This is a genomic window from Lapidilactobacillus luobeiensis (genome assembly GCF_024345205.1).
Classification (GTDB): Bacteria; Bacillota; Bacilli; order Lactobacillales; family Lactobacillaceae; genus Lapidilactobacillus; species Lapidilactobacillus luobeiensis.
On record NZ_BROC01000006.1, the window covers coordinates 90,756 to 115,411 of the forward strand.

The 24,656-nt window shown below is 44.4% G+C and carries 29 protein-coding genes, 1 pseudogene and 1 other annotated feature; of the genes and pseudogenes, 28 read left to right on the plus strand and 2 right to left on the minus strand.

From position 1 onward, the window contains the following. Positions 1-15: 15 nt before the first annotated feature. The gene (locus OCU21_RS03760) at positions 16-726 is read left to right on the plus strand and encodes a DUF3800 domain-containing protein (RefSeq protein WP_261806151.1); all 711 of its coding nucleotides are present in this window, start codon (positions 16-18) and stop codon (positions 724-726) included. A gap of 895 nt (positions 727-1,621) precedes the next feature. Here OCU21_RS03760 and OCU21_RS03765 read toward each other — a convergent pair. Beyond that, complete coding sequence (locus OCU21_RS03765; protein WP_261806152.1) at positions 1,622-1,897, minus strand: HicB family protein; 276 nt, start codon at positions 1,895-1,897, stop codon at positions 1,622-1,624. A gap of 21 nt (positions 1,898-1,918) precedes the next feature. On the opposite strand from OCU21_RS03765, the gene OCU21_RS03770 reads away from it, so the two are divergent. From OCU21_RS03770 to OCU21_RS03800, 7 genes and pseudogenes are all read left to right on the plus strand, one after another. After that, complete coding sequence (locus OCU21_RS03770; protein WP_261806153.1) at positions 1,919-2,167, plus strand: phage portal protein; 249 nt, start codon at positions 1,919-1,921, stop codon at positions 2,165-2,167. A gap of 4 nt (positions 2,168-2,171) precedes the next feature. Next, positions 2,172-3,095: pseudogene (locus tag OCU21_RS03775) on the plus strand (minor capsid protein); the annotation flags it as partial. 574 nt (positions 3,096-3,669) lie between these two features. Further along, positions 3,670-3,828 carry a hypothetical protein gene (locus OCU21_RS03780; protein ID WP_261806154.1) on the plus strand — a complete coding sequence of 53 codons (159 nt, stop codon included), beginning with the start codon at positions 3,670-3,672 and terminating at the stop codon, positions 3,826-3,828. A 48-nt stretch (positions 3,829-3,876) separates the two neighbouring features. After that, positions 3,877-4,209 carry a YjcQ family protein gene (locus tag OCU21_RS03785; RefSeq protein ID WP_261806155.1) on the plus strand — a complete coding sequence of 111 codons (333 nt, stop codon included), beginning with the start codon at positions 3,877-3,879 and terminating at the stop codon, positions 4,207-4,209. Between the two features lie 57 nt (positions 4,210-4,266). After that, positions 4,267-4,452, plus strand: coding sequence for a hypothetical protein (locus OCU21_RS03790; RefSeq protein ID WP_261806156.1), 186 nt, complete (start codon positions 4,267-4,269; stop codon positions 4,450-4,452). 6 nt (positions 4,453-4,458) lie between these two features. After that, positions 4,459-4,638, plus strand: coding sequence for a hypothetical protein (locus tag OCU21_RS03795; RefSeq protein ID WP_261806157.1), 180 nt, complete (start codon positions 4,459-4,461; stop codon positions 4,636-4,638). 130 nt (positions 4,639-4,768) lie between these two features. Next, positions 4,769-5,185: a DUF4355 domain-containing protein gene (locus tag OCU21_RS03800; RefSeq protein WP_261806158.1), complete on the plus strand. Its 417-nt coding sequence runs from the start codon at positions 4,769-4,771 to the stop codon at positions 5,183-5,185. A 248-nt stretch (positions 5,186-5,433) separates the two neighbouring features. Here OCU21_RS03800 and OCU21_RS03805 read toward each other — a convergent pair whose 3' ends face one another. After that, positions 5,434-6,660, minus strand: a complete 1,227-nt coding sequence (locus OCU21_RS03805) for a DNA/RNA non-specific endonuclease (RefSeq protein WP_261806159.1) — start codon at positions 6,658-6,660, stop codon at positions 5,434-5,436. Positions 6,661-7,024: 364 nt separating this feature from the next. Between OCU21_RS03805 and OCU21_RS03810 the strand changes: the two genes are divergently transcribed. The 20 genes from OCU21_RS03810 (at position 7,025) to OCU21_RS03905 (ending at position 24,613) form a co-directional block, all read left to right on the plus strand. Continuing rightward, on the plus strand, positions 7,025-7,441 hold the full coding sequence (locus OCU21_RS03810; RefSeq protein WP_261806160.1) for a DUF6883 domain-containing protein: 417 nt from the start codon (positions 7,025-7,027) through the stop codon (positions 7,439-7,441). A 3-nt stretch (positions 7,442-7,444) separates the two neighbouring features. Continuing rightward, a complete protein-coding gene (locus OCU21_RS03815; RefSeq protein ID WP_261806161.1) occupies positions 7,445-7,624 on the plus strand; it encodes a hypothetical protein in 180 nt (59 codons plus the stop codon). Positions 7,625-7,673: 49 nt separating this feature from the next. Then, the gene (locus OCU21_RS03820; protein ID WP_261806162.1) at positions 7,674-7,862 is read left to right on the plus strand and encodes a hypothetical protein; all 189 of its coding nucleotides are present in this window, start codon (positions 7,674-7,676) and stop codon (positions 7,860-7,862) included. A gap of 185 nt (positions 7,863-8,047) precedes the next feature. Continuing rightward, positions 8,048-8,179: a hypothetical protein gene (locus OCU21_RS03825; protein ID WP_261806163.1), complete on the plus strand. Its 132-nt coding sequence runs from the start codon at positions 8,048-8,050 to the stop codon at positions 8,177-8,179. A gap of 197 nt (positions 8,180-8,376) precedes the next feature. Further along, positions 8,377-9,087 (plus strand): response regulator transcription factor, encoded by a 711-nt coding sequence (locus OCU21_RS03830; RefSeq protein WP_125601034.1) that lies wholly within the window; start codon positions 8,377-8,379, stop codon positions 9,085-9,087. A gap of 9 nt (positions 9,088-9,096) precedes the next feature. Further along, positions 9,097-10,641, plus strand: a complete 1,545-nt coding sequence (locus OCU21_RS03835) for a HAMP domain-containing sensor histidine kinase (RefSeq protein WP_261806164.1) — start codon at positions 9,097-9,099, stop codon at positions 10,639-10,641. Between the two features lie 39 nt (positions 10,642-10,680). After that, positions 10,681-10,959 carry an acylphosphatase gene (locus tag OCU21_RS03840; protein WP_261806165.1) on the plus strand — a complete coding sequence of 93 codons (279 nt, stop codon included), beginning with the start codon at positions 10,681-10,683 and terminating at the stop codon, positions 10,957-10,959. A 261-nt stretch (positions 10,960-11,220) separates the two neighbouring features. After that, positions 11,221-12,180, plus strand: coding sequence for a membrane protein insertase YidC (yidC, locus tag OCU21_RS03845; RefSeq protein ID WP_261806166.1), 960 nt, complete (start codon positions 11,221-11,223; stop codon positions 12,178-12,180). A gap of 241 nt (positions 12,181-12,421) precedes the next feature. Continuing rightward, the gene (locus OCU21_RS03850) at positions 12,422-13,237 is read left to right on the plus strand and encodes a TrmH family RNA methyltransferase (RefSeq protein WP_261806167.1); all 816 of its coding nucleotides are present in this window, start codon (positions 12,422-12,424) and stop codon (positions 13,235-13,237) included. Positions 13,238-13,333: 96 nt separating this feature from the next. Further along, on the plus strand, positions 13,334-13,846 hold the full coding sequence (locus OCU21_RS03855) for an HD domain-containing protein (protein ID WP_261806168.1): 513 nt from the start codon (positions 13,334-13,336) through the stop codon (positions 13,844-13,846). A 28-nt stretch (positions 13,847-13,874) separates the two neighbouring features. Next, positions 13,875-14,225 (plus strand): winged helix-turn-helix transcriptional regulator, encoded by a 351-nt coding sequence (locus OCU21_RS03860; RefSeq protein ID WP_125601055.1) that lies wholly within the window; start codon positions 13,875-13,877, stop codon positions 14,223-14,225. A 907-nt stretch (positions 14,226-15,132) separates the two neighbouring features. Beyond that, positions 15,133-15,368: a binding site (T-box leader), on the plus strand. 107 nt (positions 15,369-15,475) lie between these two features. Beyond that, the gene (gene pheS / locus OCU21_RS03865; protein WP_261806169.1) at positions 15,476-16,525 is read left to right on the plus strand and encodes a phenylalanine--tRNA ligase subunit alpha; all 1,050 of its coding nucleotides are present in this window, start codon (positions 15,476-15,478) and stop codon (positions 16,523-16,525) included. A gap of 2 nt (positions 16,526-16,527) precedes the next feature. Continuing rightward, positions 16,528-18,942, plus strand: coding sequence for a phenylalanine--tRNA ligase subunit beta (gene pheT, locus OCU21_RS03870; RefSeq protein WP_261806170.1), 2,415 nt, complete (start codon positions 16,528-16,530; stop codon positions 18,940-18,942). 223 nt (positions 18,943-19,165) lie between these two features. Further along, a complete protein-coding gene (mltG, locus tag OCU21_RS03875; protein WP_261806192.1) occupies positions 19,166-20,263 on the plus strand; it encodes an endolytic transglycosylase MltG in 1,098 nt (365 codons plus the stop codon). Positions 20,264-20,318: 55 nt separating this feature from the next. Then, the gene (gene udk / locus OCU21_RS03880; RefSeq protein ID WP_261806171.1) at positions 20,319-20,957 is read left to right on the plus strand and encodes a uridine kinase; all 639 of its coding nucleotides are present in this window, start codon (positions 20,319-20,321) and stop codon (positions 20,955-20,957) included. Between the two features lie 189 nt (positions 20,958-21,146). Further along, on the plus strand, positions 21,147-21,626 hold the full coding sequence (gene greA, locus OCU21_RS03885; protein WP_261806172.1) for a transcription elongation factor GreA: 480 nt from the start codon (positions 21,147-21,149) through the stop codon (positions 21,624-21,626). Between the two features lie 148 nt (positions 21,627-21,774). Further along, complete coding sequence (liaF, locus tag OCU21_RS03890; RefSeq protein ID WP_261806173.1) at positions 21,775-22,521, plus strand: cell wall-active antibiotics response protein LiaF; 747 nt, start codon at positions 21,775-21,777, stop codon at positions 22,519-22,521. Further along, a complete protein-coding gene (locus OCU21_RS03895) occupies positions 22,518-23,591 on the plus strand; it encodes a sensor histidine kinase (protein WP_261806174.1) in 1,074 nt (357 codons plus the stop codon). Before liaF ends, OCU21_RS03895 begins: the two co-directional genes overlap by 4 nt. Further along, positions 23,584-24,216, plus strand: coding sequence for a response regulator transcription factor (locus OCU21_RS03900; RefSeq protein WP_261806175.1), 633 nt, complete (start codon positions 23,584-23,586; stop codon positions 24,214-24,216). The genes OCU21_RS03895 and OCU21_RS03900 overlap by 8 nt, the downstream gene beginning before the upstream one ends. A 106-nt stretch (positions 24,217-24,322) precedes the next feature. Further along, complete coding sequence (locus tag OCU21_RS03905) at positions 24,323-24,613, plus strand: HesB/YadR/YfhF family protein (protein WP_261806176.1); 291 nt, start codon at positions 24,323-24,325, stop codon at positions 24,611-24,613. Positions 24,614-24,656 lie beyond the last annotated feature (43 nt).

The following is a 24,656-nucleotide window of genomic DNA, read 5'->3' on the forward strand; positions in this document are numbered from 1 at the left end:
TAACTGGAGAGAAGTATGGAATATTTTTTATGTTTAGATGATTCTGGCGCATTTAATCAAATGTGTACGCAAGGTAAATATTTTGTTTATGGCGGATTATTGATGCCAATGCAAAATTTTCACTCAATTAATCAAGCGTATGGTAAATATGTTGATATTACTAAGCAGAGATTCCAAATAAATGGTGAACTTAAGGGGAAAGCTCTGTCCTTAAAAATCAGAAAAAAGTTGTTAAAAGTACTTGATGGTTATGACTGTGATGAAATTTTTGTGACCACTCAACTTCCTTCTTTAGCACGCCTTGATTTTACAAATTCAAGAGATATTTTACGGTATAAAAACTATATGATTATGCGATTAATTGAAGCGTTAATTAAACATAAGAGGATACCGTCAGACTGTGACAAATTAACAATTTATATTGATAATCAAAATATAGCTAATTCTGCGCAGGATTCATTAGAAACTTATTTAAACTTGAGGTTCAATGAAGATAATTACTATTATATTCATAGAATCAGCTATACGACATTTTTCCAATGCGAATTTTTAGTAAAGTATCGTGATTCAAAATATGATGCAATGATTCAAGCCGCCGATATTTTAGCAAATACCGCTCATAATTCGTTTAATTGGACAAGGGATGGTAAGCCATTACGCTACTTTAGAACATTTCTAAAAAATGATTATTTCTCACTTCATCTTCCAGACGATGTTCATTATTAAAAAAATCTCAGATTTATTGCTCTTTTGTAAAAACGTGGTAAGATATATATGCAGGGATAATTCCACTGTCTAACTTGTACGGTCGCTAATATATTTATAGTAAGAGTGCTGGGTGTACTCCGCTGTGCAAGGGCCTTCGAATGAAGGCTTACATATTATATTTAGCCTATCTCACTTAAGAGATAGGCTTTTTTATTGGCTTAAAATCGGTAGACTTACGAACTAAATTAAATATATATCCTAAACTTTTAAAGTTTTAGCAATATTTTAAAAGTTGGGTCCTTTTATATAGGAAGAAAATAGCCGTATTTTAATAAAATGTAATCTTAAAAAGTTAAAATATGGTACAAATACGGTACATGCCACGTCAATGAGCTGGCACTACTGAAATCTCACTATACGTGGTACACAGAGCAATAGAGAAACCAGACTTAACTAAAACGACTTATACGCGTTCTAGAGCGATTCTAGATAAGCGGATAAGTCGTTTTTCTGTCAATTTAAGCCTTGTTTCAGCAACAAAACATAACATACTCTATGGTACGTCGATTTTAGACCATATTAATGATAGACCTGGTCATAAGCGCCTTTAGAAATATCTTAATTACTTCTATCGCAAAAACTCGGCAATCTCTCGTTCCTAGCGCGAATTAACCTGTTGCATTGTTATGTTGTCAATCGACAAAAAATACATTCTCTTTCAAAATCAGTGACGTGGCTCGGCGGTTGATTTGAGTTTCGACTCCTCAACTCAACACTTTTACGTCATGCGATGACCCACTCTTCCAAGAGACACGACAACTACTTGCTTTAGTTTTCGGCGAGCGTGACCCCATAACTAATGGCCTCATTTCATGATGGAATGAAGCCTTTTGGTATATAAAAAGCCAGGTGATTAACCTAGCTTGGTTTTAAGTGCTTCTGTTAATGTGGCGCTAAAGTTAAGGCCTTGTGCTTCCGCTTTTCTTGCCAATTGCGTTGGAACGGTGACATTTTTACGGACAAAAGTTTGCATGGCTCTTTTCTTCTCCGAAAGGTTGGCAGTGACAATACCTGCAAACTCACCATCAGATAATTTTAGGCTATCCAACTTTGACGGTTTTGGTAAATTCTTCTGATCATAATTCATTTCAGCCATTACGTCACTCGCCATTAAATAAGCATCTGCCAAACCGTATCCTTTAACGTTCCTGTGACACAAAGTGAAGAGTGGAAAAACATTAGCTACAAGTTTACCCGCAATATGCCGAAAAATCTTCTCGAAGAGGCGCAAACCGCTACCCAATTAATGGGCGTGACAAGCGAAGAAACGGCTTTAAGCGTGTTGTCCGTTGTTGGTGATGTGCAAGACGAGTTAGAGCGAATTTACAAGGAAAAAGCTAGTCAGCCCATGTTTGATGCAGATGAAGAAACCGAAAACGCCGAAGAAAACAAGGAGTGATTAAATGAACTCCGAAAAATATTGGCGAGATCGTGAAGAAATCTGGCAGAAACAACAAATAAAAGATGATAAAAAACGAATGCAAGAAATTGCTAGTCGGATGCGGGATGCGCAGGATGCTATTAGAGATGAGATCGGCAAGAATTGGGACAACTTTTCAAATGGCCAAAAAATTACGCTAGAAGAAGCCTTCAAACGGTCTAGCGAAATGGATGTTAAAGCTTTTGCTAGTAAAGCCAAGAAATATGTTAACGAAAAGGATTTCTCCAAAGAAGCTAATCGAGAATTAAAGCTTTATAATCTTACAATGCGAGTCAATCGCCTTGAGTTGTTGAAGGCAAATATTGGGTTAGAGTTGGTTAATAGCTTTGATGGTGTGGATAAATACTTTTCAAGTGAACTCACTAAAGCAGGCATGGCCGAATTAAAACGACAAGCCGGCATTTTAGCGATGACACTTTCTAAGTCGGGTTATGGAAAATTTGTTGGCAAAGTTGTAGATGGCTCTTTTCAAGCGAAGAACTACCCAACTTTTTCCGAAAATCTTTGGCGTTATCAAAGCGAGTTAAAAGCTGATTTAGACAAGCTGTTAATCCGTGGCATAACTTTAGGCAGAAACCCCAAACAGCTTACTACCGAACTCTCACGACTTCTGACGGACAACGGCAAGGAGAATGCTAAGTACAATATCGATCGCTTGCTAGTTTCTGAAACCACACGAGTACAAGCAAGTATTCAAGAGCAATCTTACCTGGATGCTGGCGTTGAGGAATACGAGTACATTGCTGAACCCAATGCTTGTGGTACCTGTAAGCCAATGGATGGAAAAATTTTTAGCGTAAGAAAAATGATGTCCGGATTGAACGCTCCTGGCATGCATCCGTGGTGTCGGTGTAGTACAGCTCTGCATATAAAAGGAATGGCTAATAGTCTTGTTGCTGAGCAAGCACGAAAAATTACACCAAAAAATGATTTAAATCGTTATACGGTAAACAGAAATATAGTTAACACGAAACATTATCATGATAAATTTAGTAAAATAGGGCTAAGCAAAAATCTTTATGAAAATATTTATAAAAAAGCTGTTGAATCTCTCGAAAGACGAGATGGAACAGAACTTGAAGATATTTTTGCTTTTAATTCAAGAACAGGAGAGTTAATAGCTCAAAATATAAAGCCAGATAAGGCTTTTGCATCGGGGATTTCACGAGAAAGTTTTAAAAATGCAACGTTCGAAAGTATAACATTACTGCACAATCATCCGGAAAGTGGGAGACTTTCTTTTGCAGATATAAAAACAATTTATCGAAATGAAGATGTCAGTATGAGTATCGCCGTGGGACATGATGGAACAATTCATGCCGTATCTGAAGTTAACAGAAATAAGGACTTGATAGGCTATCATGCAAAATGGTACACTTACTATAAGTCACTAGGCTTTACTGATCAGGAAAGCCAATTAAGAGCAACCGATAAAGTTTATGAGAAGGGATGGTTCAAGTATGTCGCAAAATAAACAGAATTATTTAGTTGTAGATGATACTACTGAACGTCCGTTATCAGACCTTCAGAAACAGCATTTGCAAAATCGAGAATCAGATGAAGAAGTACAACAAAAACTCAAAGAGTTTGAAAATCAAATGGATACAGAATTTAAGTAGCACCCAGTCACTAAAAATGATTGAGTGCTATTTTTAAAAGGAGAATAAATGGCAAAAGATGATTTTTTCTATATCGCTTATAAAATACTAGCATATGTCTATGAGTGTATGAAAAAGGGCGAATCAGTCGATCCTTCTGTCATAGACCCGACAACTTATCGTATCACTTATCCATATTTGATTTCTATTCTTGAAGAGCTGACTGATGAAGGGTATTTAAAAGGAATCAAATTTATCCCAACAAAAGACGAAAAAATCCCAATTGGACTTGATAAAATGAAAATTTCGATTAAGGGAATTGAGTACCTTCAAGAGAATACAATGATGAAAAAAGCTTTAAAAACAATTAAAGAAGTTAAGGATTCAATTCCTGGCATTTAGCATTCGACAAAAGGTTGAGTGCTATTTTTGTACCCAAAATTGAAAGGAATGGTAGAAATGGAAAAAGAGAAATCATTGATTATTTGGTTGAAGGCAGGACAAACGTTAAAATTCGAAAAAGTTGAGAATCTCGAGAATAGTGATAATGAATTGAAGTTCGACTATTTTGGCGTAGCTACTCAAGTAAAGAGAAATGCGGTATTTAATCAAATTAATATTTCCGGGTTTGCTTTGGAGGCTTGATTGAACATGGTAAGACAATATAAAGATGAGAAGATTCGCTTTTTCGGGCCCGTGGGTAAGCTTGAGATTGATACACCAGATGGACTACAACTGGCCAGTGCGGGCGATTATATCACTCGTGATGCTAATGGTGGGCTTCATTTGAAAAAGCCTGAAGTATTTGAAACCACGTTTGAACTGGCTTAGTCGAAGAGTAGTTGGTAGTTTTGGTCGCCGAAGAAAGGCGGCTATTTTTATGCCCTTTTCCTTGCCGCGGGCGTTAAAGAACGACATGAGTTGTCTCCCAAGACGTTAAATGCGAGTGGAGGTGCCAATTATGGTAGAAGCAGTTGAAACCGAATCCACTGAGGAAGTTGAAACCAAGGCCGGTGCACAGGCTGAAGTGATAGATACAACCGAATCGGAAGAAAGCAAAGCTACTGATGCTGACAAAATCGTTGAGAAGCTCCAGAAGCGGATTGGCAAAGAGCAGTCCGAGAAGAACGACTTCGAAGGTAAATACGAAGCTGCCATGAAGCAGATCGACGCTTTGCAAAAGGGTGATGATCCAAACAAGGAAACTGAGCCCGATGAGAATCAAAAGAAGATCAGTGCGCTGGAAGCGCAGATCAAGCGCCAAGACATGTGCGATCAAGCCCGTACCGTTATCACAGATGCGGGTTTTTCTGTGCCCAACAGTTTGCTGAGGGCTTTGATGCCACACAGAAAAATAGAGAAATCAGTACAATTTTAAATTTTAGACCTATTAAAAAGAGCTTGACCCAAAATCTAGTGTAATTGCTAGAGAAGGGTCAAACTCTTTTTGGCTGGCTTGAGTGAGTTATCGGTTTTAGTGGTGGATTAGCCGAAACCGGACGTTTTGGACCGTCTGGGCTTCAGACAACGGATAAAGCCGTGAGTGACAGGTGATGCTGTCCTTGTCGCGATCTAGCCAACACAATCGTTTGGCAATGGTGTGTGAGCTTCACAGATTTGGTTTTCTTACCAACAAACTTGGCAAGGGGTCAGGCCCTGACTTTTTGCGTCTTGTAGGGTTGTTTTAGTAAAAGTACCGTTGCCGTGGGCATATTTGTGATATCGCTTGCCAGTTGGGGTGACAAAAACAACTTGGCCGGTGGGTGTGGTGGTCTGGGAGCTGTTGGCCGTCTGGCTACTACTATTCTGGCTGGGCTGAGTGGTGGCACTGCCAGCGCTGGCCGTGCCTGTCGAACCGGTTGCCTGACCGACATTACTGGAGCCATCGGCGTAATTTAGGGTGACCCCACTTTGGACGTTGAAGATATAAACGTTGAAAGAGATGGCTTGACTGCTGACCGATTGCGCCATCATATGAACACCACGGGCCAGAAGCTCGTTACCGCGAAAAACCGGCGTTACCGAATAACGGACATAATTCTGACTGTTTTGCTCGAGATAGGCCTTGACGTCCATTTCGTAGCGCAACATTTCTGGGCTGTTCAATTGACGGGTGCCAGTAATGAGATTCTTCCAATTGGCGTTTTCGCCCGCTAGAGCCCAGCCGATCAAATGAGAGCGGTTGAAGAGATAGCCGCCGCTGATTTTCTTATTTTTCCAGCCAGTCGGGGTCACTTCACTGATGCTACCACGTTTGCCCTTGGGCATGATGCTTTGGTTGAGCATCGCCTCAGCGGTGGTCGCACGGTTAAGCCGATCAAGATCGCCGTATTTCTCCCAAGCGCCCGCGTCCAGACTTAGATCCGCACTGGAAAATGTTGGTTTGCCTTGATTGATGTTGATTGTTTGCGTCCCTTGATAGGTCAGACTGGCTAGATTGTTATTGCTTTGTTCGAGTTTGGCTTCGGCAGCCTTGCTCTCTGCCGCGGCTTTTTCTGTGGCTGCTTTAATTGATGAAGCTTTAGCTGCCGCCTCTTTTGAACTTCTTGCCGCGCTACGGGAACTGGCTTCAGCGGCCTTCTTTGCTTTTTCGGCAGTTTTGGAACTGGACTTTGCTGCCACTCGCCGACTAGAAATATTGACAGCGTTATCCGCGGCGGCTTGCTGGTCTTGGGCTGTCTTGACTTGGCCATTGGCAGTCGCGCCTCCTAAGAACAGGACGACTCCAGCCACCGCCAAAATGGCGGCGGGTTTGGTGGGTCGCCGATTTTTTCGGCGCTTTAACCAAGTGATCATACCATAGGGAATCAGCAACATGCCGATCATTGCAATCAGAATCGTGAATGTATACATCTCATTATTCCTCCATTATTGCTTGAGTATCGTTCAAGAAAATTTGCAAATATTGGTCCACTAAGCTGAATCGTCAAACGGCCTTACCCAAGTTCGCGCAAGTTTGATGTATTTAGTATTTACTTGAAAGATCCGGTTGCTAACCTCGCTGAAATGTGGGAGTCGAACCGCTTCGATTCCTAGGCGGTACTTACTATTTCTATTATAAGGGCTACCACTGAGTAAAGATAGGCTAGCTGGGTAAAGTGGTAGCATCGACGAAAATTCGAGGGAACTTTTCTGAGAAAGTTGAAACCTGTGTAATTTTAGTGACGATTTCATTAAGCCATCTGATGCATCCAAAGATTTGGATTCCTTTCAGAACATGAAGTATAATGAACTTGATAACTGGAATATGACGAAATTAGACGTACTACGTCGACAGTTACTAGTAGCTGACCCACATTTAGCATTGCCGAGTGCTGATGTTGCAACAATTGCAAGTGAGAAGATGACGAAATATTTATTCGATCTGGATAATAACCGTGGTATTGCCAAGGGGATATTGATTGCTAAACGTGCGGGGTATGATATCAATAATTACCCAGAGCTAATTGCTGAAATTTTGAAGCGTGCTGATAAGTATCCAGTTAGTTTAAAGCGTATTGATCAATATGGCGGTCATTACGAGCAAAAGATAGTCTTATATGGCCAAAAAGGACAGCTCAGTAATATGGTTGTTGGCTGGACGGTAAACGAAGGAAAAACCTGGATGGCTACTGCTTATTTAGAGGAGGTGTGATAAATGACTATCCATGAGTTTGATAACATTATTTTAAAGGATGGACGTAAGGCTGCGATTGTCGAAGTTTATTCACCGATTGAATTTGAAGCAGACGTCGATATTGGCACAGATGAATGGGAAACAATTCCAATAACAATTCATGATATAGCTGAAGTTACGTATTCGTCTGCAAGCACTTGATCATAACGATTGAGTGCTATTTTTATACCCAAAATTAGGAGGAAACATCATGGAATTAATCATATTTACAAATAACGGACAAACTTATCACTATAGTGGAGTGACTGATTTTCAGCCAACGACCACTGGATTTAGTTTTACGTATGTCGGCAAAGCGACCGGTGTTACTCACCAAGCTGTCTTTAATAATACGTCCACAGCGGGTTATGCTATTGTACCGACCGAATCAGTAGAATAGTTAGGCAGAGTATCGATGCAGGGAGGGATTGGGTACATTACTTTTGGCCGTTTGCGCAATATCGTTTCTGCGACTTACATTTAAAATTTGACTTGGTCATGTCATTAAACTAACCGAAATTAAATGTGTGTGGGACGCCATTTTGCGAGCAAAATCATTGGTGTGCGCAGGTTAGAAGAATCTTTTTGAAAGCAATTAAATTGGACCTAGATAATTTAGTCATGAATTTACAACATTTTGCGGAAAATAGCGGGACGGCTGACACTGATAATGTTGATGGCGGTAGTCAAGATGGTAATGCTGACATGATGGTGTGAATCCAGATAAGCAGGCTGATCATATTTAAGGTACTACTAAAGACTGTGGTAGCGACTTGCACTTAGCGATTGACATTTCCTAGAAAGTCTAATATATTAAAACAATATGAGAGATTGTCTGGCGGGAATCGATGTCTTATGTTAAAATACTAGCAGCGATAGGATTGATTCTCCAGACAGAGTTTGTTGTAAATATAATGGGGGTGTCTAAATTAGACTCGAGTAAGAAGATTTTAATAATCGAAGATGAGAAAAACTTAGCCCGTTTTTTAGACTTGGAATTGTCTCATGAAGGTTATGAAACCAAGGTTGAAGGTAATGGTCGAGCAGGGTTGGATCTAGCTTTGAAAGAAGACTGGGATGTGATCTTGCTTGATTTGATGTTACCTGATTTGAATGGGTTTGAGGTTTGTCGTCGGGTGCGCAAGGAAAAATCCACGCCGATCATTATGGTCACGGCCAAAGATTCCGTGTTAGATCGGGTCGCTGGTTTAGATGATGGCGCGGATGATTATTTGGTGAAGCCTTTCGCGATCGAAGAACTATTGGCGCGGTTACGGGCTTTGATCCGGCGGTCTGATATGGAACGGCAATCCCGTGCGTCTCAACAGAAACAGATCGTTTTCCGCGATTTGATCATTGAACCGCAGACACGGACTGTGATCCGTGGCAACGAGATCATTCAACTCTCTAAGCGGGAATCATCTTTATTGATGATTTTGGTAGAAAATGCCAACACTGTTGTTGCCCGTGATGAACTTTTGCGGCAAGTTTGGGGCTACAATGAGCAAGTCGCGACCAATGTTGTTGATGTTTATGTTCGATACCTGCGCAATAAGATCGATCGGCCTAATCGCCGCAGCTACATCCAAACGGTCCGGGGCACGGGCTATGTCATGCATTCCTAGGTGTAGCTTATGGCAGAGAAACGTGTGCAAGAAACCACTCAACCAAAAAAAAGAATGCGTTTAACTTTGCGAGTTAAATGGTCAGCCGCTGTTGGCCTGACCATTTTTTTTACATTCGTGATTTTCGCTAGTATCATTTATGCGACTTTCAGCAATAATCTATTGGCCCAAGAGAAAACAGCGACGGCAGAAACGACAAAGTTGGTAACTGATCGGCTTAGCACGGTCAAAAAAAATCTAACGATTGCCAAAGTCGTGCCGTTGATGACGCCGGAATATTATCAAAATGAAGGGGTCGATGGCGCTAGTACAAATCAGAATAATTCCGATCCATTTTATGAGGATTCGGTTTTTAATCAGTTGTCCCGTTCTGACTTATCAGTGGCTATTTATAATCGTCAAAAAGAGCAAGTTTTCATTTCACGGGACACCACGATCAAATTTAAAGCAGTGACCAAAAGGACTCAACAGATCGTTCAGGCTGAAGGACGTCGGGTGATCGTTACCACGATCCCGGTCTATGGACGCGCGACTCAACGGCTGACTGGCTATGTAATGTTGGTCAATCGGATGGATAGCCTTTACCACGCGACCCAAGAATTACGCTGGCAAATGATCATTTTGATCGCGGTAGCGGTTCTTTTCAGTGGCAGTATTGGCTATATCATTGTGCATCGGCTCTTGAAACGGCTCAATTTGATCTCTAAAACGATTCGCACGATCGATCAGGCGCCGGAATCAACGGCGCGGATCCCGAAATTATCAGGTAATGATGAAATCAGTGATCTGGCGCAACAGTTCAATAGCATGTTGGATCAGATCCAACAATACATTGAACAGCAAAAGCAATTTGTCGGCGATGTTTCCCACGAGTTACGAACGCCGGTAGCGGTGATCCAGGGGCATTTGCAACTCTTGAATCGTTGGGGTAAAGATGATCCGGAAGTTTTGGCAGAATCCTTAGCGGCGGCCACCCAAGAAGCCACTCGGATGAATTCGCTGATCGAGGAAATGCTACAATTAACGCGTGCCGAACAAGTCGAGTTGAAATCCGTCCATGAAGTGGCGGATGTTCCAGCGGTGATTGCCCAGGTAGTTGATAATATTCAAATGTTGCATCCCGATTTCTTAGTACAAGCTGATGTGGAATTGCCTGCAGGGATCACAGTACGGATGAACCGCCACCATTTGGAACAGATCCTGATCATTCTGTTGGATAATGCGGTCAAGTATTCTGCCACCCGTAAGGAAGTTCATTTGGGCGCTGATCGGGGCCAGCACAATATCCATATCGTGGTCCAAGACTTTGGCTTAGGTATTTCGGCGCAAGATCAGCAGCGGATCTTTAATCGCTTTTATCGGGTGGACAAAGCACGTTCACGGGAGCGCGGCGGAAATGGTCTTGGCTTGTCGATCGCTTATCGTTTGGTCAAGGCTTACGGTGGGGATTTGACTGTGGAGAGCGTGGAGAATTCTGGCTCTTTGTTTAAAGTCTCATTGCCGCTTGACCCGGAAATCGAACCGGCGGAGAATCAGTCGGAGCTAGATCAATAGGGATGTAGCAATGGAAAACTGAAGAAATGGGGAATAACGATGCGTGAAGGTGTGGCGATGACCGTGCGCGGCCGGGTCCAAGGGGTCGGCTTTCGCTGGATGACCAAGATGGTCGCTGATCAATTGCAGATCGTCGGGATCACTCGCAATAATGATGATGGTTCCGTTTATATTGAAGCAAGTGGTGAAGCCGAGGACTTGCGAAAGTTTATCGCGGCGGTCAAGGCGTCGCCAACACCCAGCGGTCGCGTTGATGAAGTCGCGATCGCAGCCTTGACACCCGCGCCAGCCTTAGGGAAATTCCGTGTGGTCGGTTAATTGAATAGGTTCTGGGAATTTTAAGTAGCTGGCACAAAGCAACAGTTCTGTTTTTGCGCGGTTAGCTGTTGACCCCCTGTGATCAAGGGTAAAATCGGTTCAAAAATTCAGTCTTTAGCCGGATTTTAGGTGACTAATAAAAAATCAACTGGTATTCTGTGCTGAGATTCGGTATAGTGGTTTTTGAGAATGTTTCCGTGTTTTACCCTGACGTGATCTTAAAGGCGAGCACGGATTTTGGAAAAAGGGGAATCTCAACGAATGAAAAACAAGCGTAAAGCGTTGCAGCTGAGTGGTTTAGCGGCAGCAATGCTGCTTCTTTTAAGCGGTTGTGCTAATGCCGCTTCTTATACGAACGCCAGGCCACCTTCAAGTGGACTCTATGGCCTGATTTTTAAATATTTGGCGACACCAATGCAGTCCGTGATCCAGTGGTTTGGTGATTTGATCGGCGGCTCGAATAGTTTCGGCTGGGGCGTGATCTTGATTACATTAGCCGTGCAGTTACTATTGTTGCCTTTGCGATTGAGTCAAATGGAGAAATCGACCAAACAAACGGAAAAAATGAAAGCGATCAAGCCGCAAACTGATTTGATCCAAGCTTATCGTTCCAAGGCGACTCAGGCTGAGGCAGCCCAGCTAAGTCAACTGACGATGAAAGTCTATCAAGAAAATCATTTGAGTATGACGGGCGCGATGGGCTGTTTACCGCTACTTTTACAGATTCCGATCATGGCAGGTCTTTATGAAGCGGTCCAATTCTCTCCTGAGATCGCCAAGGCGACTTTCTTTGGGATCTCTTTAGGGCAACGCAGTATTCTGATTGCGGTGATCGCGACTTTGCTCTATGCCGTGCAGTCGGGGCTGTCGATTTTGATCACACCGAAAGAGCAACGTAAGCAAATGATGACGATGATGATCTTGAGTCCAGCGATGACGTTCTTTATCAGTATCGTCGCGCCAGCAGGCTTAGGTTTGTACTTCTTTGCTACAGCGATCATCGGTGTCGTGCAACAATTGATCACCAACTATGTGATCACGCCTAAGATCCGCCGCGAGGTCGATATCGAGTTGAAAGAACATCCGATCGTCACGGTCGTTGATGAGAACACCTTCGCGGATTGGCATGCGAATAAAACGCAAGCAACACCGGAAAATCAGGCCAATCACGAGAATAACCGGGCTCGTAATGCCGGTAAGCAACAACGCCCTCGTCAATAAACGATAATTAGTTTGTAAGGGACAAACGCGTTCTGATCGACCATCTAACTGGTGATCAGCGCGTTTTTTTGCGCCTGCGAAGATGATCATTGTAGACGCTTACTTCCCGCGCCGCTCGGCAATAAGGCGTAGGGATGTTCGATCGACAACGGTGTTCGATACACCGGTCCATGCTGATTTTTATGCTTAAACTGCACAAAGTCACTGGTCGTGGTAGAATAAGTTGAGAATGTAAAAAGGAATGACGCAGATGCTAACGATCGATTCACCAAAAAATGACCGGATCAAAGAGATCCGCAAATTGCAACAGAAGAAATATCGCGAACAAACTGGGACCTTTCTGCTGGAAGGCTGGCATTCGTTGAAAGAGGCGCTGCACTCAGATCAGGCGACTGTTTTAACGATCCTAGCGATCCCGGCGCACTGGTCGACGATCAACACGGAGTTAGCTCAGAGCGATGTGCAAAGCAATGTGATCGAATTGGTGACGATCAGTCAACGCGTCGCCGAAGCGCTGCGGACAACGACGACCACGGACGGTTATTTCGCAGTGCTTCGATTGCCCCAGCTGGATGGGCCAGAGTCTGACCAGCTAGAGCGGCCTTGGCTAGTATTGGATCACGTTCAAGATCCAGGTAACGCTGGAACCATGGTGCGAACTGCTGATGCGGCTGGTTTTGCAGGTGTGGTGTTTAGTGAAGGCGCGATCGATCCTTGGAATAGTAAAACCATCCGATCCATGCAGGGGAGCGAATTTCATTTACCGGTCGTGACCACCGCCGATGTGGCGCAATGGTTGCAGACCAAAAAAGCGCAAGGCTATCGTTTGCTGGGGACTTTAGTCGATCAAAGCGCCACTGATATCCGTCAGTGTCACTTAGACGATCCCCGCTATTGTTTGGTCATGGGTAATGAGGCGCACGGCCTGACGCCAAGTCTTGCCACACAGATGGATATGAATCTTTATTTGCCGATCTTTGGGCAGGCGGAGTCCTTGAATGTGGCGATCGCCGCCGCCGTTTTGATGTATCAATTACAGCTTCAAGTTAAAGACTAAGTTAAGGTAAGTCAGAAAAGTTTATTTTTCCGGGAAAAGTTGGTACAATGTTCCCAATTGAAGTTGGCCCGATTGTCTTCGTAAGGGAGCGTTTGCATGACAGATTTATCTTCTTGGCATGATGACCAAGAATATGTAGGAATCATTGAGGATCTATTGAGTACACCACAGGTGCAAAAACTGGCGGAGTTCACCCAGCATCACTATACCAATCGTTTGGATCATAGCTTGCGTGTTTCGTACATGAGCTATTTGATCTGCAAGCGGCAAAAGTTGGATTATCGTGCCGCCGCCCGCGCCGGTTTATTGCATGATTTATTTTATTATGATTGGCGGACGACTAAGTTTGACAGTGGGACCCACGCTTACATTCATCCCCGGATCGCCTTACGAAATGCGGAACGTTTAACGGCGTTATCGGCGAAGGAAAAAGACATTATCATCAAGCATATGTTTGGTGCGACTTTGGCGGTGCCGAAGTATCGTGAGAGTTGGGTCGTTTCGCTGGTGGATGATTATGTTGCTGTTGAAGAAGTCGCCAAGCCTTGGCAGGCGATCGCCAAGCACCGTTTACAAAAACCATTAAGATTTATTCGTTCACTTGTGTAGTATGACCAAAGATTATGGAGGAGATACCATGACAACAACTCATCTTTTCGCAACGAACGTGGTTGAAGATGAACCTTGTCAAATTTGTCCACGTTTCGAAAAAACTTTTGAATTTCTCGGCAAGAAATGGAATGGCTTGATCATCAGCGTCCTTTGCGAGAATAATGAATTACGCTTTAAAGATCTGGCTAAAGCGATCGCAAAGTGTTCCGATCGGGTCTTGGTCGAACGCTTGAAGGAGTTAGAAAGCGCTGGCATTATTGATCGTCATTCTGAATCCGAAGGACATCAAGTCAGTTACGCCCTAACCGAAAAAGGGCGCGCACTATTGCCAGTCATGGATGCTGTCCATGCTTGGGCAGATCAGTGGGAGATTTAGGCGGGTTTAGCCATGCCACAAAAGTTTTCAAAAGTAAACTGAACTTCACCGCATGCGCGGGGGGGGTTCAGTTTTTTTGAGATATGTTCGCCACCATGGTTCAGGAAGCGAGCAGTCCTGCTCCTGTATCTTGGCCGCGGTCTGCGTTGCGCGTGGCGGGTGAGCTCGCTGTGGGCATCACTTTGAGCTTCACAAAGTACGCGAATCTCAAAGCTGAGCCTTATTCTAAGCGGCAAAGCCGCTAAGAATAACGACACGGCGATCTCACCCGCCACACTCCACTCCGCCCGCTCAACCATTTTAGGCAGATCAAGCTGCCACGCCATAGCACCTGCTCGTGTGAATTGACAAATCACCACGCAATTGATGACCATGGTTAGCAGTTACAAATTCGCACCGATAGTCATACCGTAACAATTGACTTGATGATCACCAGCAACTGAATGGCGTATCACAAAACTTGAATTTATTAGTCTGAATAATCGGTTGAGACAACTAGTCAGAGACTTTTCACCAATTGAAGTGATAGCATTTTGACCACCACACTAGCAAAAGCACTTCGTAACCTACTGCGCCCAGATTGCAGATAGACGCAATTCTGCCCAGCAACCGCCTCAGGGCGTGTGGCTCAACAGTGAAATTTGTCTTAGTGGCTTTGCCACTTAGACAAAGGCTCGCTTTGAAGACAAGCCGCGCACTTTGCGGATTGGCTTCAAACGATGCCCACTGCGTTCCAGCCACTAAAAACGCCTTGAGGCGGTTGCGTCACCACCAAACCCAACCACATCTGCAATCAGGCAATGCAGCAAATACAGAACCGGCACTTTGCAAATCAACTCAAAACAACGCCATTTCACTTGACGTGCCGCTTGACTTGTGTCCGATCTAACGGTAAGATAATGCTATAATAAATGCGTTGAAGAGAGCAAGTAGGTACTTGAGACAACATCAGAGAGACGATGTTTGCTGAAAATTCGTTAGTTGATCAAGGTACTGAATTCCTTTCTGAGTTGGTTTTTGAATGAGTTTTCGAAGTGTGAAGACTGCTACTAGGAAACCACGCGGGTCGGCGATATGACAAAGTGCAAGCCAAAGTCAAGATTGGTTTGAAGTAGGGTGGTACCGCGATGCCTCGTCCCTTTATTGGGACGGGGCTTTTTGTCGTCATTTTCGGGAAACTGTTTTCAGAAAAAGGCAAAAAGGCGGCGGGCTACTGTCACGCATTATGTAAAAAAGAAGGAGGCTTTTTCATGAGCTTGAAAGATAAATTGGAAGAATTGAAAGCAAGTGGTTTGGTCGATATTCAAAAGGCTGATGATCAGCGTCAATTGAATGAGATCAGAGTCAAATTGTTGGGTAAAAAAGGGCCGCTGACGGAAGTTTTACGGGGAATGAAGGATCTAAGCGCGGAAGAACGGCCACAAGTCGGCGAATTTGCTAATAAGATCAAGTCAGAATTGACTGAGGCGATCGATACGCAGCTGCAAACGTTAGACCAAAAATCGTTACAACGTCGTTTGGCTCATGAGAGCGTGGACGTGACCTTGCCTGGCCGCCAAAATAAAGTCGGGACACCGCATATTTTAAACCAAGTGATCGATGATCTGGAAGATCTATTTATTGGTCTGGGCTATGAAGTGATCGATGGGCCTGAAGTGGAAACGGATCATTATAATTTTGAAATGATGAATATTCCGAAGGACCACCCGGCTCGTGATATGCAAGATACTTTTTACATTACCGATGAGCTTTTGATGCGAACGCACACGTCACCGAATCAAGCGCGTTCGCTGGAGCAACATGATTTCAGCAAAGGCCCTTTGAAAATGATCAGCCCAGGCCGGGTTTTTCGGCGTGATAATGATGATGCTACTCACTCGCATCAATTTAATCAGATCGAGGGGTTGGTGATCGATCATCATGTGACTATGGCTGATTTGAAGGGAACACTTGAAGTTGTTGCGCGTCATGTTTTTGGCGCGGAACGTGAGCTGCGTTTACGGCCAAGTTATTTTCCTTTTACGGAACCGTCGATCGAAGTTGATATCTCTTGTTTCGCCTGCGGTGGCAAAGGTTGCAGTGTTTGCAAACATACAGGCTGGATCGAGGTTTTAGGTGCGGGGATGGTCCATCCTAACGTGTTGCGAAGCGCTGGTGTCGATCCAGTCGAATTTGGCGGTTTTGCATTTGGCTTGGGTCCGGATCGGTTCGCCATGCTGAAATACGGCGTCAATGATATTCGCGAATTTTACCAAAATGATTTGCGATTCTTGCATCAGTTCCAGCGGGAGGTTAAATAACAATGAAAATTTCATATCAATGGTTGAACCAAATGGTCGATCTTCATGGGATCGATCCACAGAAATTAGCAGATCAAGTTTCGGTAACTGGGATCGAAGTTGCTAGCGTGATCGCACCGGACGCGGGTTTGAAGAAAATCGTGATCGGTCATATCTTGAGCACTAAACCCCACCCTGACTCTGACCATTTGACTTTATGTCAAGTCGACCTTGGCGATTCAGAGCCAGTTCAGATCGTTTGTGGCGCGCCCAATGTAGCGGAGGATCAGTATGTGATCGTGGCTTTGCCAGGTTCACGGATCGCTGGCAATGTTAAGATCAAACGCGGTAAGATGCGGGGCGAGGCTTCAGAAGGCATGATCTGCGCCTTGCAAGAGATCGGGTTTAGTGAAAGTGTCGTTCCTAAAGAGTTCGCCAATGGAATCTATGTCTTTCCTCAGCCTGAGCCAGTGGGCGCTGCGGTTTTTCCTTATTTGGGAATGGATGATCGGCTGATCGATTTCGATATCACTCCGAACCGCGCCGATACATTAGGTATGCACGGGGCTGCTTACGAAGTCGGGGCGATGCTCCACGAGAAACCCCGTTTTCCTGAAGTCAATCTCCACGCGACCGGGTTACCGACTGAGCGATTGATCGATGTTCAAGTGACCGAGCCGGAATTAGTGCCACAATATTTGATGAAAGTCGTTAGTAATGTGACGATCAAGCCAAGTCCACTTTGGCTGCAGATCCGATTATGGAACAATGGCATTCGCCCGATCAATAATGTGGTCGATGTGACCAATTTCGTGTTATTGGAATATGGGCAACCACTCCATGCTTTCGATTATGATAAAATCGCTTCTAAAAAGATTTTGGTCCGTCAAGCCCATCAAAATGAACCCTTCACGACTTTAGATGAGCAAGAATGGCAGTTGCGACCAACCGATCTGGTGATCACTGATGGGCAAAAACCTTTGGCATTAGCTGGGGTCATGGGTGGTTTGGATAGCGAGATCACGCCGTCAACAACCAATGTTTTACTGGAGTCCGCTGTTTTCAACGGTACCGCGATCCGTAAAACCGCCCAATGGACGAACTTGCACAGTGAGGCATCAACACGTTTTGAGAAGGGGATCAACCAAGACGATGTAGCCCATGCGTTGGATCGAGCAGTACAATTACTTTGTGACTTGGCCGAGGGCACGGCTAGCGAAGGAGTCGCCGTGGGCAATCAAGTTTTACCTGCGGAACCCCAAGTGCTCTTAGATCCCGCACGGGTCAACCATGTGTTAGGTACTGAGATCAGCGCCGCGGCGATGCGCGCTATCTTAACTGATCTTCAATTTGATTATCAGGATCAGGGCGCCAAAATCTTAGTTACCATTCCCCGGCGGCGTTGGGATATCAGTATCGAAGCTGACCTGATCGAAGAAATCGCTCGTTTGTATGGGTATGATAAATTACCAAGTACCTTGCCGACCGGCGTCCAAACTCGCGGCGCTTATAATCAGCGGCAACAATTGATCCGCACCGCCAAACGTAATTTGTTGGCGCAAGGGCTTGATGAAGTGATCAGCTATTCGCTATTGACGGCGCCCCAAGCTACCGCGTTTGCGGCCCAAGCGCCAGAACCAATCAAATTGGCCTGGCCAATGACCCAAGATCATGCGTATCTTAGAGAAAACTTGGTCAGTGGCTTGATTTTGGATCTGCAATACAATCTCGCGCATAAACAAAATGACGTTCAGATCTTTGAGCAAGGCAATGTTTTTATTCCTCAGGATGCTGAACGGCAACCACGAGAAGTGCCAATGATCGCGGCGCTTTGGAGCGGGGCAGCCACTGATGCCAGCTGGTTACAAAAAGAGCGTCCGGTCGATTTCTATGACGCTAAAGGTGTGGTTGAAAATCTATTAGCAGTTTTGGGTGTGGCTGAACAAGTCCACTATGAAACCGAGACCGATTTGACCGATCTGCATCCCGGACGAACAGCACGGATCATGCTGGGAACAGAAAAATTAGGCTTTGTCGGCGAGGTCCATCCTAGCTGGCAACACGAAATGGGCCTGCCTGCAACTTATGTGATGCAACTGGACCTGAGCGTTATTTTAGCGGCGGAGTTACCAGCCTTAGTTGCGCAGCCGGCTGCGAAATATCCGGCTGTTGATCGAGATCTGGCCTTGATCCTTGACCAGCACGTGACCAACGCAGCAGTGGTCACTTTGATCCAGGCAAATGCAGGCAAGTATCTCCACAATGTCCAGATCTTTGATGTCTTTGCTGGTGATAAGATCGGTCATCATAAGCGGTCTTTGGCCTATCGCCTGCACTTCCAGGACCCTAACGCGACTTTGACTGATGAGGAGATCAATCGTGCGATGACGAAGGTCACAACAGCATTGGTCGAGCAGTTGCAAGCGCAAGTTCGCTGATCGATTTCGAAAAATGAGTCGCTTTTTTCTGAAAAATAGACGTTGCGAATAGGTTCTTAATAATGAAAAATAGTAATTTCATAAAAGTTTCTAAAAAAAAGGGTGCTTTGGCGCCCTTTTTGGTATAATGGGGCAAGAATGTTTTTAGAGGAGGGCATCTACCTTGGCTTTTCACCATTCCCAAGATAAACAGGAGTCATCACAGCCTGAAGGTCCCGCATTGATGCAGGAGAAAAAAGACCGGCATAACGCCGAGAAACGGGCAGCAAGTCGGATCGCTTATTGGATCATCGGGATCATTTCAGTTTTAGTGATCGTGATCGCGTTTATGGGTTATCGCTACGTTCACACATCCTTAGAACCATTAAACAGTGCCGATAAGACAAAAGTTGAAGTGAAGATCCCGATCGGTTCAAGTAATAAGGAGATCGCGACCAAGCTTCAAAATAAGAAGATCATCAAAAGCGCGGCCGTTTTTAGTTATTATGTCAAGGCGCATAATTATACTGATTTTCAAGCGGGCGAGTATTACTTGAGTCCGGCCATGACCTTGGACCAAATCATTGCCCAATTGCAAAAAGGTCACTCAGAACGCAAAGTCATTGCTAAGGTCCTGATCAAAGAAGGGGTCACGATCGAGGAGATCGGGACCGCGTTTGGTAAAAATACCAAATGGACCAAGAAGCAATTTCTAGCCTTGATGAAAAATGAAACTTACTTGCAAGGTCTAGCTAAAAAATATCCCGAATTGTTGACTTCAGCGATGAGCGCGCAAGGGGTTCGCTATCGGCTAGAGGGCTATCTGTTTCCACTGACTTATAGCGTCTATGAGGGCGATACCTTGAAGGGGACTGTCACTTCAATGGTCAAGGCGACTAACGATCGTCTGGCACCTTATTACGCCACGATCAAAGAGAACAATATGACTGTTCAGCAATTATTGACTTTAGCGTCATTGGTTGAACGTGAAGGGGTCAAAGAAACAGACCGTAAGAAGATCGCGGGGGTCTTTTTTAACCGTTTAGCGATCAACATGCCGCTCCAATCGGATATTTCGGTGATGTACGCGTTGAACACCCACAAAGAATCCTTGACCAATAAAGATACTGCTGTGGCCTCACCGTATAACTTGTATATCCACACGGGCTATGGTCCTGGACCTTTCAATTCTCCAAGTCTCCAATCGATTCAATCTGTGCTTGAACCAAGCGATCGTGATCAAAATTACTTGTACTTCGTTGCCAATTTGAAGACTGGAAAAGTCTATTATTCGCATACTTATGATGAACATTTGAGTACAAATGCGAGTCTAGACCAATAGATTTGGCACCAGAAATGAGATAGCTTGTTGGAAAATCATTAAAGTGAGGCGTACCATGTTGCAAAAGCCAGTTATCATTGGCGTTACTGGTGGTTCCGGTAGCGGCAAGACTACGGTTAGTCAGAAAATCTTTGAAAGTGTTGCAGGTCATTCTGTGGCGATGTTGCAACAAGATGCCTATTATAAATATTCACCATTGCCCTTAGTACAGCGGCAGCAGATCAATTTTGATCACCCTTTGGCATTTGATAATGAGTTGTTGCTACAACATTTGACCACATTATTGCGGCGCGAACCGGTCGATGTCCCGCTGTACGATTATGAGATCTACAATCCATCTGAGCAAACGCGGCACCAAGAGTCGCGGGATGTGATCATTGTTGAGGGGATCTTGATCCTTGATGATCCGCGGATCCGTGATCTAATGGACATTAAGGTTTATGTTGATACGGATGATGATATTCGTTTATTGAGACGGGTCGAGCGTGATATCCACGAACGTGGTCGTAGTGTTGACAGTGTTTTTGCCCAATATATCAAAACCGTCAAGCCCACCTATCACCAGTTCGTGGAGCCGACCAAACGATATGCGGACGTCATTATTCCTGAAGGCGGTCAAAACAGCGTTGCTATCGATCTCTTGGTTACCAAAGTACGTTCGGTGATCAATCAATCTAAATTAGCGGATAAATAAGGTTCGGGTGATGTGACTGACCAAGCAAAATTGGCTAGTCCATCGCTTTTTTAGTAGTACCAGAAAGAATGGCGGTTATGCCAGTTCCTACTCTTTTATCTTTTTTGATTGACAAAGCAGGGGCAAACACATATCATATTGTCTTGTACACAAAAGTATTCGTGAAATAATTATTCAGAGGTGTTTTTAATGGCCGATAAATCATTTCCCATGACGGCTGAGGGAAAAGTTAAATTAGAGAAAGAATTGGACGATTTAAAGACGATCAAACGTCAGGAAATCATTGAACGGATCAAGGTTGCTCGTGGTTTTGGCGATCTATCCGAGAATTCCGAGTATGAATCAGCCAAAGATGAACAAAGTAGCAATGAGACTAGGATCAGTCAGCTTGAAGAAATGTTGCGCTATGCTCATGTCTTTGACGCAAGCGACACAGCGCCTGATGAAGTTTCCATTGGTAAGAAAGTGACTTTCGTCGAAGAAGGGGAAGATGATCCCGAGGCTTACTCGATCGTAGGGTCGGCTGAATCTGATCCCATGGCTGGCAAGATCAGTAATGACTCACCAATCGCCAAAGCCTTGATCGGTAAAAAAACGGGTGACGTCGTAGCCATTGAAACACCCGGCGGGGCTTTCAATGTGAAAATTACTGCAGTTGAATCGATTTAAGCGTAACTATTTGATCTGAGTCGTCACGGAGACGATTCAGATTTTTTTGATGGCCGGATCTTGGCCGGTCTTTTTCAGCCTTTAGACAGATGGCAGTAGTCGATCCAATTGTTATAATTGATTTATTAAATCAAAGCGAGGACTAACGATGCGTAAGTTTCTTCCCTTTATGGGCGTGATTTTAGTAGCAACGTTGATCATGTTGGGCTGGCAGATCTTCAGTACGCCACAATCGATCGTTTTCTTGATCTTAGGTATTTTATTAGCCTTGATCGTGAATCGGCGCCAGCAACGAGGCAAACAGCGCAATAGCGTACTGAAAGTTGCGGCGACCATCTCGATCGTGGTCAGTGTTGCTAGTCACCAATCTTTTTGGCTATTTCTTTTTTTGACCTTACTATTCTTGATCTTGATCACCTCCAGCAGTCTGAGCAAACCAGACCGCTTCTTTTGGCAACGGAAAAATTATACCGCGCCTCAAGTGGATCCTGACCTAAGCCAAGGCGAACAAAGCAAGGATTGGCAAATGTCGACGAATCGGTGGTGGGGTGATCAAAACATTGGTAAGCAAGTCTATCAATGGCAAGATATCAATTTGAAGGAGCTAGGTGGGGACACGATCATTGATCTGGGAAATACATTGTTGCCGACTGATCGCGAGAATGTCGTTATCTTACAAAAGGGCTTCGGCAATACGCGGGTCTTGGTCCCCTTCGGCACAGCCGTTTATTTAGAACATTCTGTTTTTGTTGGCGATGTGAAGTTTGCGGATCAACGACACCAATTGAAAAACCAAACGTTTCGAGTCAAAACACCAGATTATCAAAGTAGCGAACGACGGATCCGGATCGTGACCAGCTGTTTGATCGGTGATTTGGAGGTGGTCTACGTATGACCACCCGTAAACGCAGTATTTGGCTTTTCACTTTAACGACTTTAGGTGCATTGCTCTTTTTTCTAGTGCCGATTTTTATCGTGGCTTATCGCGCCGGTGATCTGACTGTTTTAAAAAATATCTTGTCGAGTCAGGTCATGGCGATCCCTGTTGCTGCTTATGTGATCATCGGTGCCGCTTTGTTTGGCACTTTGATCGTGGCGATCGTTAATTTTTCAGTTCGTCAGTTGGAGCGGCGCCAATTGCGGCAGATCGAAGATATTTTGCAAGGAACTTATCAAGCGCCTGTTGCACCGGCAAAATCACACGGGGATCGTGAAGCTGAAGATCAATTGGTGGCAAGTTTTACGCAACTCAATGAAAAGATAACTAGTCTGCAACAAGAGTTACAAACCTATTCTAGTCAGCCCTTACGCTTTGACGGTGAAACTCGCGAGCAGATCTTAGAAGGAGAGCGTCATCGCTTGGCACGGGAGCTCCATGATTCTGTTTCCCAACAATTATTTGCGGCGATGATGATGCTGTCCGCCTTGAGCGAAACCGCGCAACAGATCGATCTTGATCCAAATTATCAACAAATGATCATGCGGATCGAGAAGGTGATCAATGAGGCTCAATCAGAAATGCGGGCCTTATTGCTTCATTTGCGGCCAACTAATTTGGAGGGCCGCTCTTTGAAAGATGGGATCATTCAATTATTAAAAGAATTGCAGACGAAAATTAAGATAAAAATAACTTGGGATATGGACGATGTTCGGTTAAAATCAGGAGTAGAGGATAATTTATTCCGCATTGTCCAGGAACTTTTATCTAACACCCTGCGCCACGCCCATGCTGATCAAATGCAAGTTTATCTCAAACAGGTCAATCAAAATGTCCTCCTCCGCGTCGTGGATAATGGTGTCGGATTTGATATGGCCCAGCAGGAAAATGCTGGCAGTTATGGCCTGTCAAACATTCGGGAACGCGCCGAATCTGTCGGAGGCACCGTGCGGACGATCAGTTTCAAAAACCAAGGAACCAGTGTGGAAGTACGGGTCCCGATCGTTATGGAGGAAAATCATGATTAAAGTGTTGATAGTTGATGATCACGAAATGGTTCGTTTGGGTATCTCATCATACTTGTCCATCCAGCCTGATATTGAAGTTGCCGGAGAGGCAGTCAATGGTCGTGAAGGTTTAGAAAAGGCGTTGACGTTACGTCCTGACGCGATTTTGATGGATGTCGTCATGCCCGAAATGGACGGGATCGAAGCGACCAAAGAGATATTGAAGCAGTGGCCGCAAGCGAAAATTATTATTTTGACGAGTTTCATTGATGATGAGAAAGTTTATCCAGCAATCGAAGCAGGCGCGGCAAGTTATATTCTGAAAACCTCAACAGCGGCCGAGATCGCGCAAGCGATCCGGGCGACCGCAAAAGGTGAGTCTGTTTTGGAGCCGGAAGTCACGACTAAAATGATGAACCGGATGTCTCAAAAAAATCAACCGCAATTATATGAAGACCTGACCGCTCGTGAACGGGAAGTATTAATGCTGATCGCCAAGGGCAAAAGCAATAAGGAAATCGCCGATGAGCTTTTTATTACGTTAAAAACGGTCAAGACTCATGTCTCCAATATTCTAGCAAAATTGCAAGTAGAGGATCGCACCCAAGCTGCGATCTACGCTTTTAAGCATAAGTTAGTCAAATAATCGACGACTCTGATCTCATGTCAGGACTTTACTAAATTTATTTAGTTGCATTTTGATATTGGATTGTCTACAATCAAATTATCATAAACGTTTGTGGAGGAATCTCATGAAAATCACGATCGATGACCGTTCAGCAGCCTGGTTCAAGGATGAATTTACGATCGCTTCAGGACAAGGCATTCATTTATTTGGTAAAGTCTATGGCAAAACAACGATCCATGACGGCTTTTCAGTGGGCGTCGAGTTGGCGCCATTGACTAATGTTCGTGATCGCTTGCAGCAGGATGATTTGGTTTTATTTACAGAAAATGAAGATGATTGGTTTTTTGCTGATCATGATCTTAGCATCAAATTTAATGCTGACTTGCAAGAACCTGAGTATTTCTTCGCGGAATAGGGCAGATCGATTTTAAGTTGGCGCTCAGTCTGATCGCCAGCGC

Coding starts and splice junctions, on each gene's coding strand:
- OCU21_RS03840 (WP_261806165.1), top strand. CDS start 10,681: ATGCGTGAAGGTGTGGCGATGACCGTGCGCGGCCGGGTCCAAGGGGTC.
- yidC (WP_261806166.1), top strand. CDS start 11,221: ATGAAAAACAAGCGTAAAGCGTTGCAGCTGAGTGGTTTAGCGGCAGCA.
- OCU21_RS03800 (WP_261806158.1), top strand. CDS start 4,769: ATGGTAGAAGCAGTTGAAACCGAATCCACTGAGGAAGTTGAAACCAAG.
- pheT (WP_261806170.1), top strand. CDS start 16,528: ATGAAAATTTCATATCAATGGTTGAACCAAATGGTCGATCTTCATGGG.
- OCU21_RS03810 (WP_261806160.1), top strand. CDS start 7,025: ATGAAGTATAATGAACTTGATAACTGGAATATGACGAAATTAGACGTA.
- udk (WP_261806171.1), top strand. CDS start 20,319: ATGTTGCAAAAGCCAGTTATCATTGGCGTTACTGGTGGTTCCGGTAGC.
- mltG (WP_261806192.1), top strand. CDS start 19,166: ATGCAGGAGAAAAAAGACCGGCATAACGCCGAGAAACGGGCAGCAAGT.
- OCU21_RS03860 (WP_125601055.1), top strand. CDS start 13,875: ATGACAACAACTCATCTTTTCGCAACGAACGTGGTTGAAGATGAACCT.
- OCU21_RS03820 (WP_261806162.1), top strand. CDS start 7,674: ATGGAATTAATCATATTTACAAATAACGGACAAACTTATCACTATAGT.
- OCU21_RS03895 (WP_261806174.1), top strand. CDS start 22,518: ATGACCACCCGTAAACGCAGTATTTGGCTTTTCACTTTAACGACTTTA.
- OCU21_RS03900 (WP_261806175.1), top strand. CDS start 23,584: ATGATTAAAGTGTTGATAGTTGATGATCACGAAATGGTTCGTTTGGGT.
- OCU21_RS03830 (WP_125601034.1), top strand. CDS start 8,377: ATGGGGGTGTCTAAATTAGACTCGAGTAAGAAGATTTTAATAATCGAA.
- OCU21_RS03805 (WP_261806159.1), bottom strand. CDS start 6,660: ATGTATACATTCACGATTCTGATTGCAATGATCGGCATGTTGCTGATT.
- OCU21_RS03815 (WP_261806161.1), top strand. CDS start 7,445: ATGACTATCCATGAGTTTGATAACATTATTTTAAAGGATGGACGTAAG.
- OCU21_RS03760 (WP_261806151.1), top strand. CDS start 16: ATGGAATATTTTTTATGTTTAGATGATTCTGGCGCATTTAATCAAATG.
- OCU21_RS03855 (WP_261806168.1), top strand. CDS start 13,334: ATGACAGATTTATCTTCTTGGCATGATGACCAAGAATATGTAGGAATC.
- OCU21_RS03780 (WP_261806154.1), top strand. CDS start 3,670: ATGTCGCAAAATAAACAGAATTATTTAGTTGTAGATGATACTACTGAA.
- greA (WP_261806172.1), top strand. CDS start 21,147: ATGGCCGATAAATCATTTCCCATGACGGCTGAGGGAAAAGTTAAATTA.
- OCU21_RS03850 (WP_261806167.1), top strand. CDS start 12,422: ATGACGCAGATGCTAACGATCGATTCACCAAAAAATGACCGGATCAAA.
- OCU21_RS03785 (WP_261806155.1), top strand. CDS start 3,877: ATGGCAAAAGATGATTTTTTCTATATCGCTTATAAAATACTAGCATAT.
- OCU21_RS03835 (WP_261806164.1), top strand. CDS start 9,097: ATGGCAGAGAAACGTGTGCAAGAAACCACTCAACCAAAAAAAAGAATG.
- OCU21_RS03795 (WP_261806157.1), top strand. CDS start 4,459: ATGGTAAGACAATATAAAGATGAGAAGATTCGCTTTTTCGGGCCCGTG.
- pheS (WP_261806169.1), top strand. CDS start 15,476: ATGAGCTTGAAAGATAAATTGGAAGAATTGAAAGCAAGTGGTTTGGTC.
- OCU21_RS03905 (WP_261806176.1), top strand. CDS start 24,323: ATGAAAATCACGATCGATGACCGTTCAGCAGCCTGGTTCAAGGATGAA.
- liaF (WP_261806173.1), top strand. CDS start 21,775: ATGCGTAAGTTTCTTCCCTTTATGGGCGTGATTTTAGTAGCAACGTTG.
- OCU21_RS03790 (WP_261806156.1), top strand. CDS start 4,267: ATGGAAAAAGAGAAATCATTGATTATTTGGTTGAAGGCAGGACAAACG.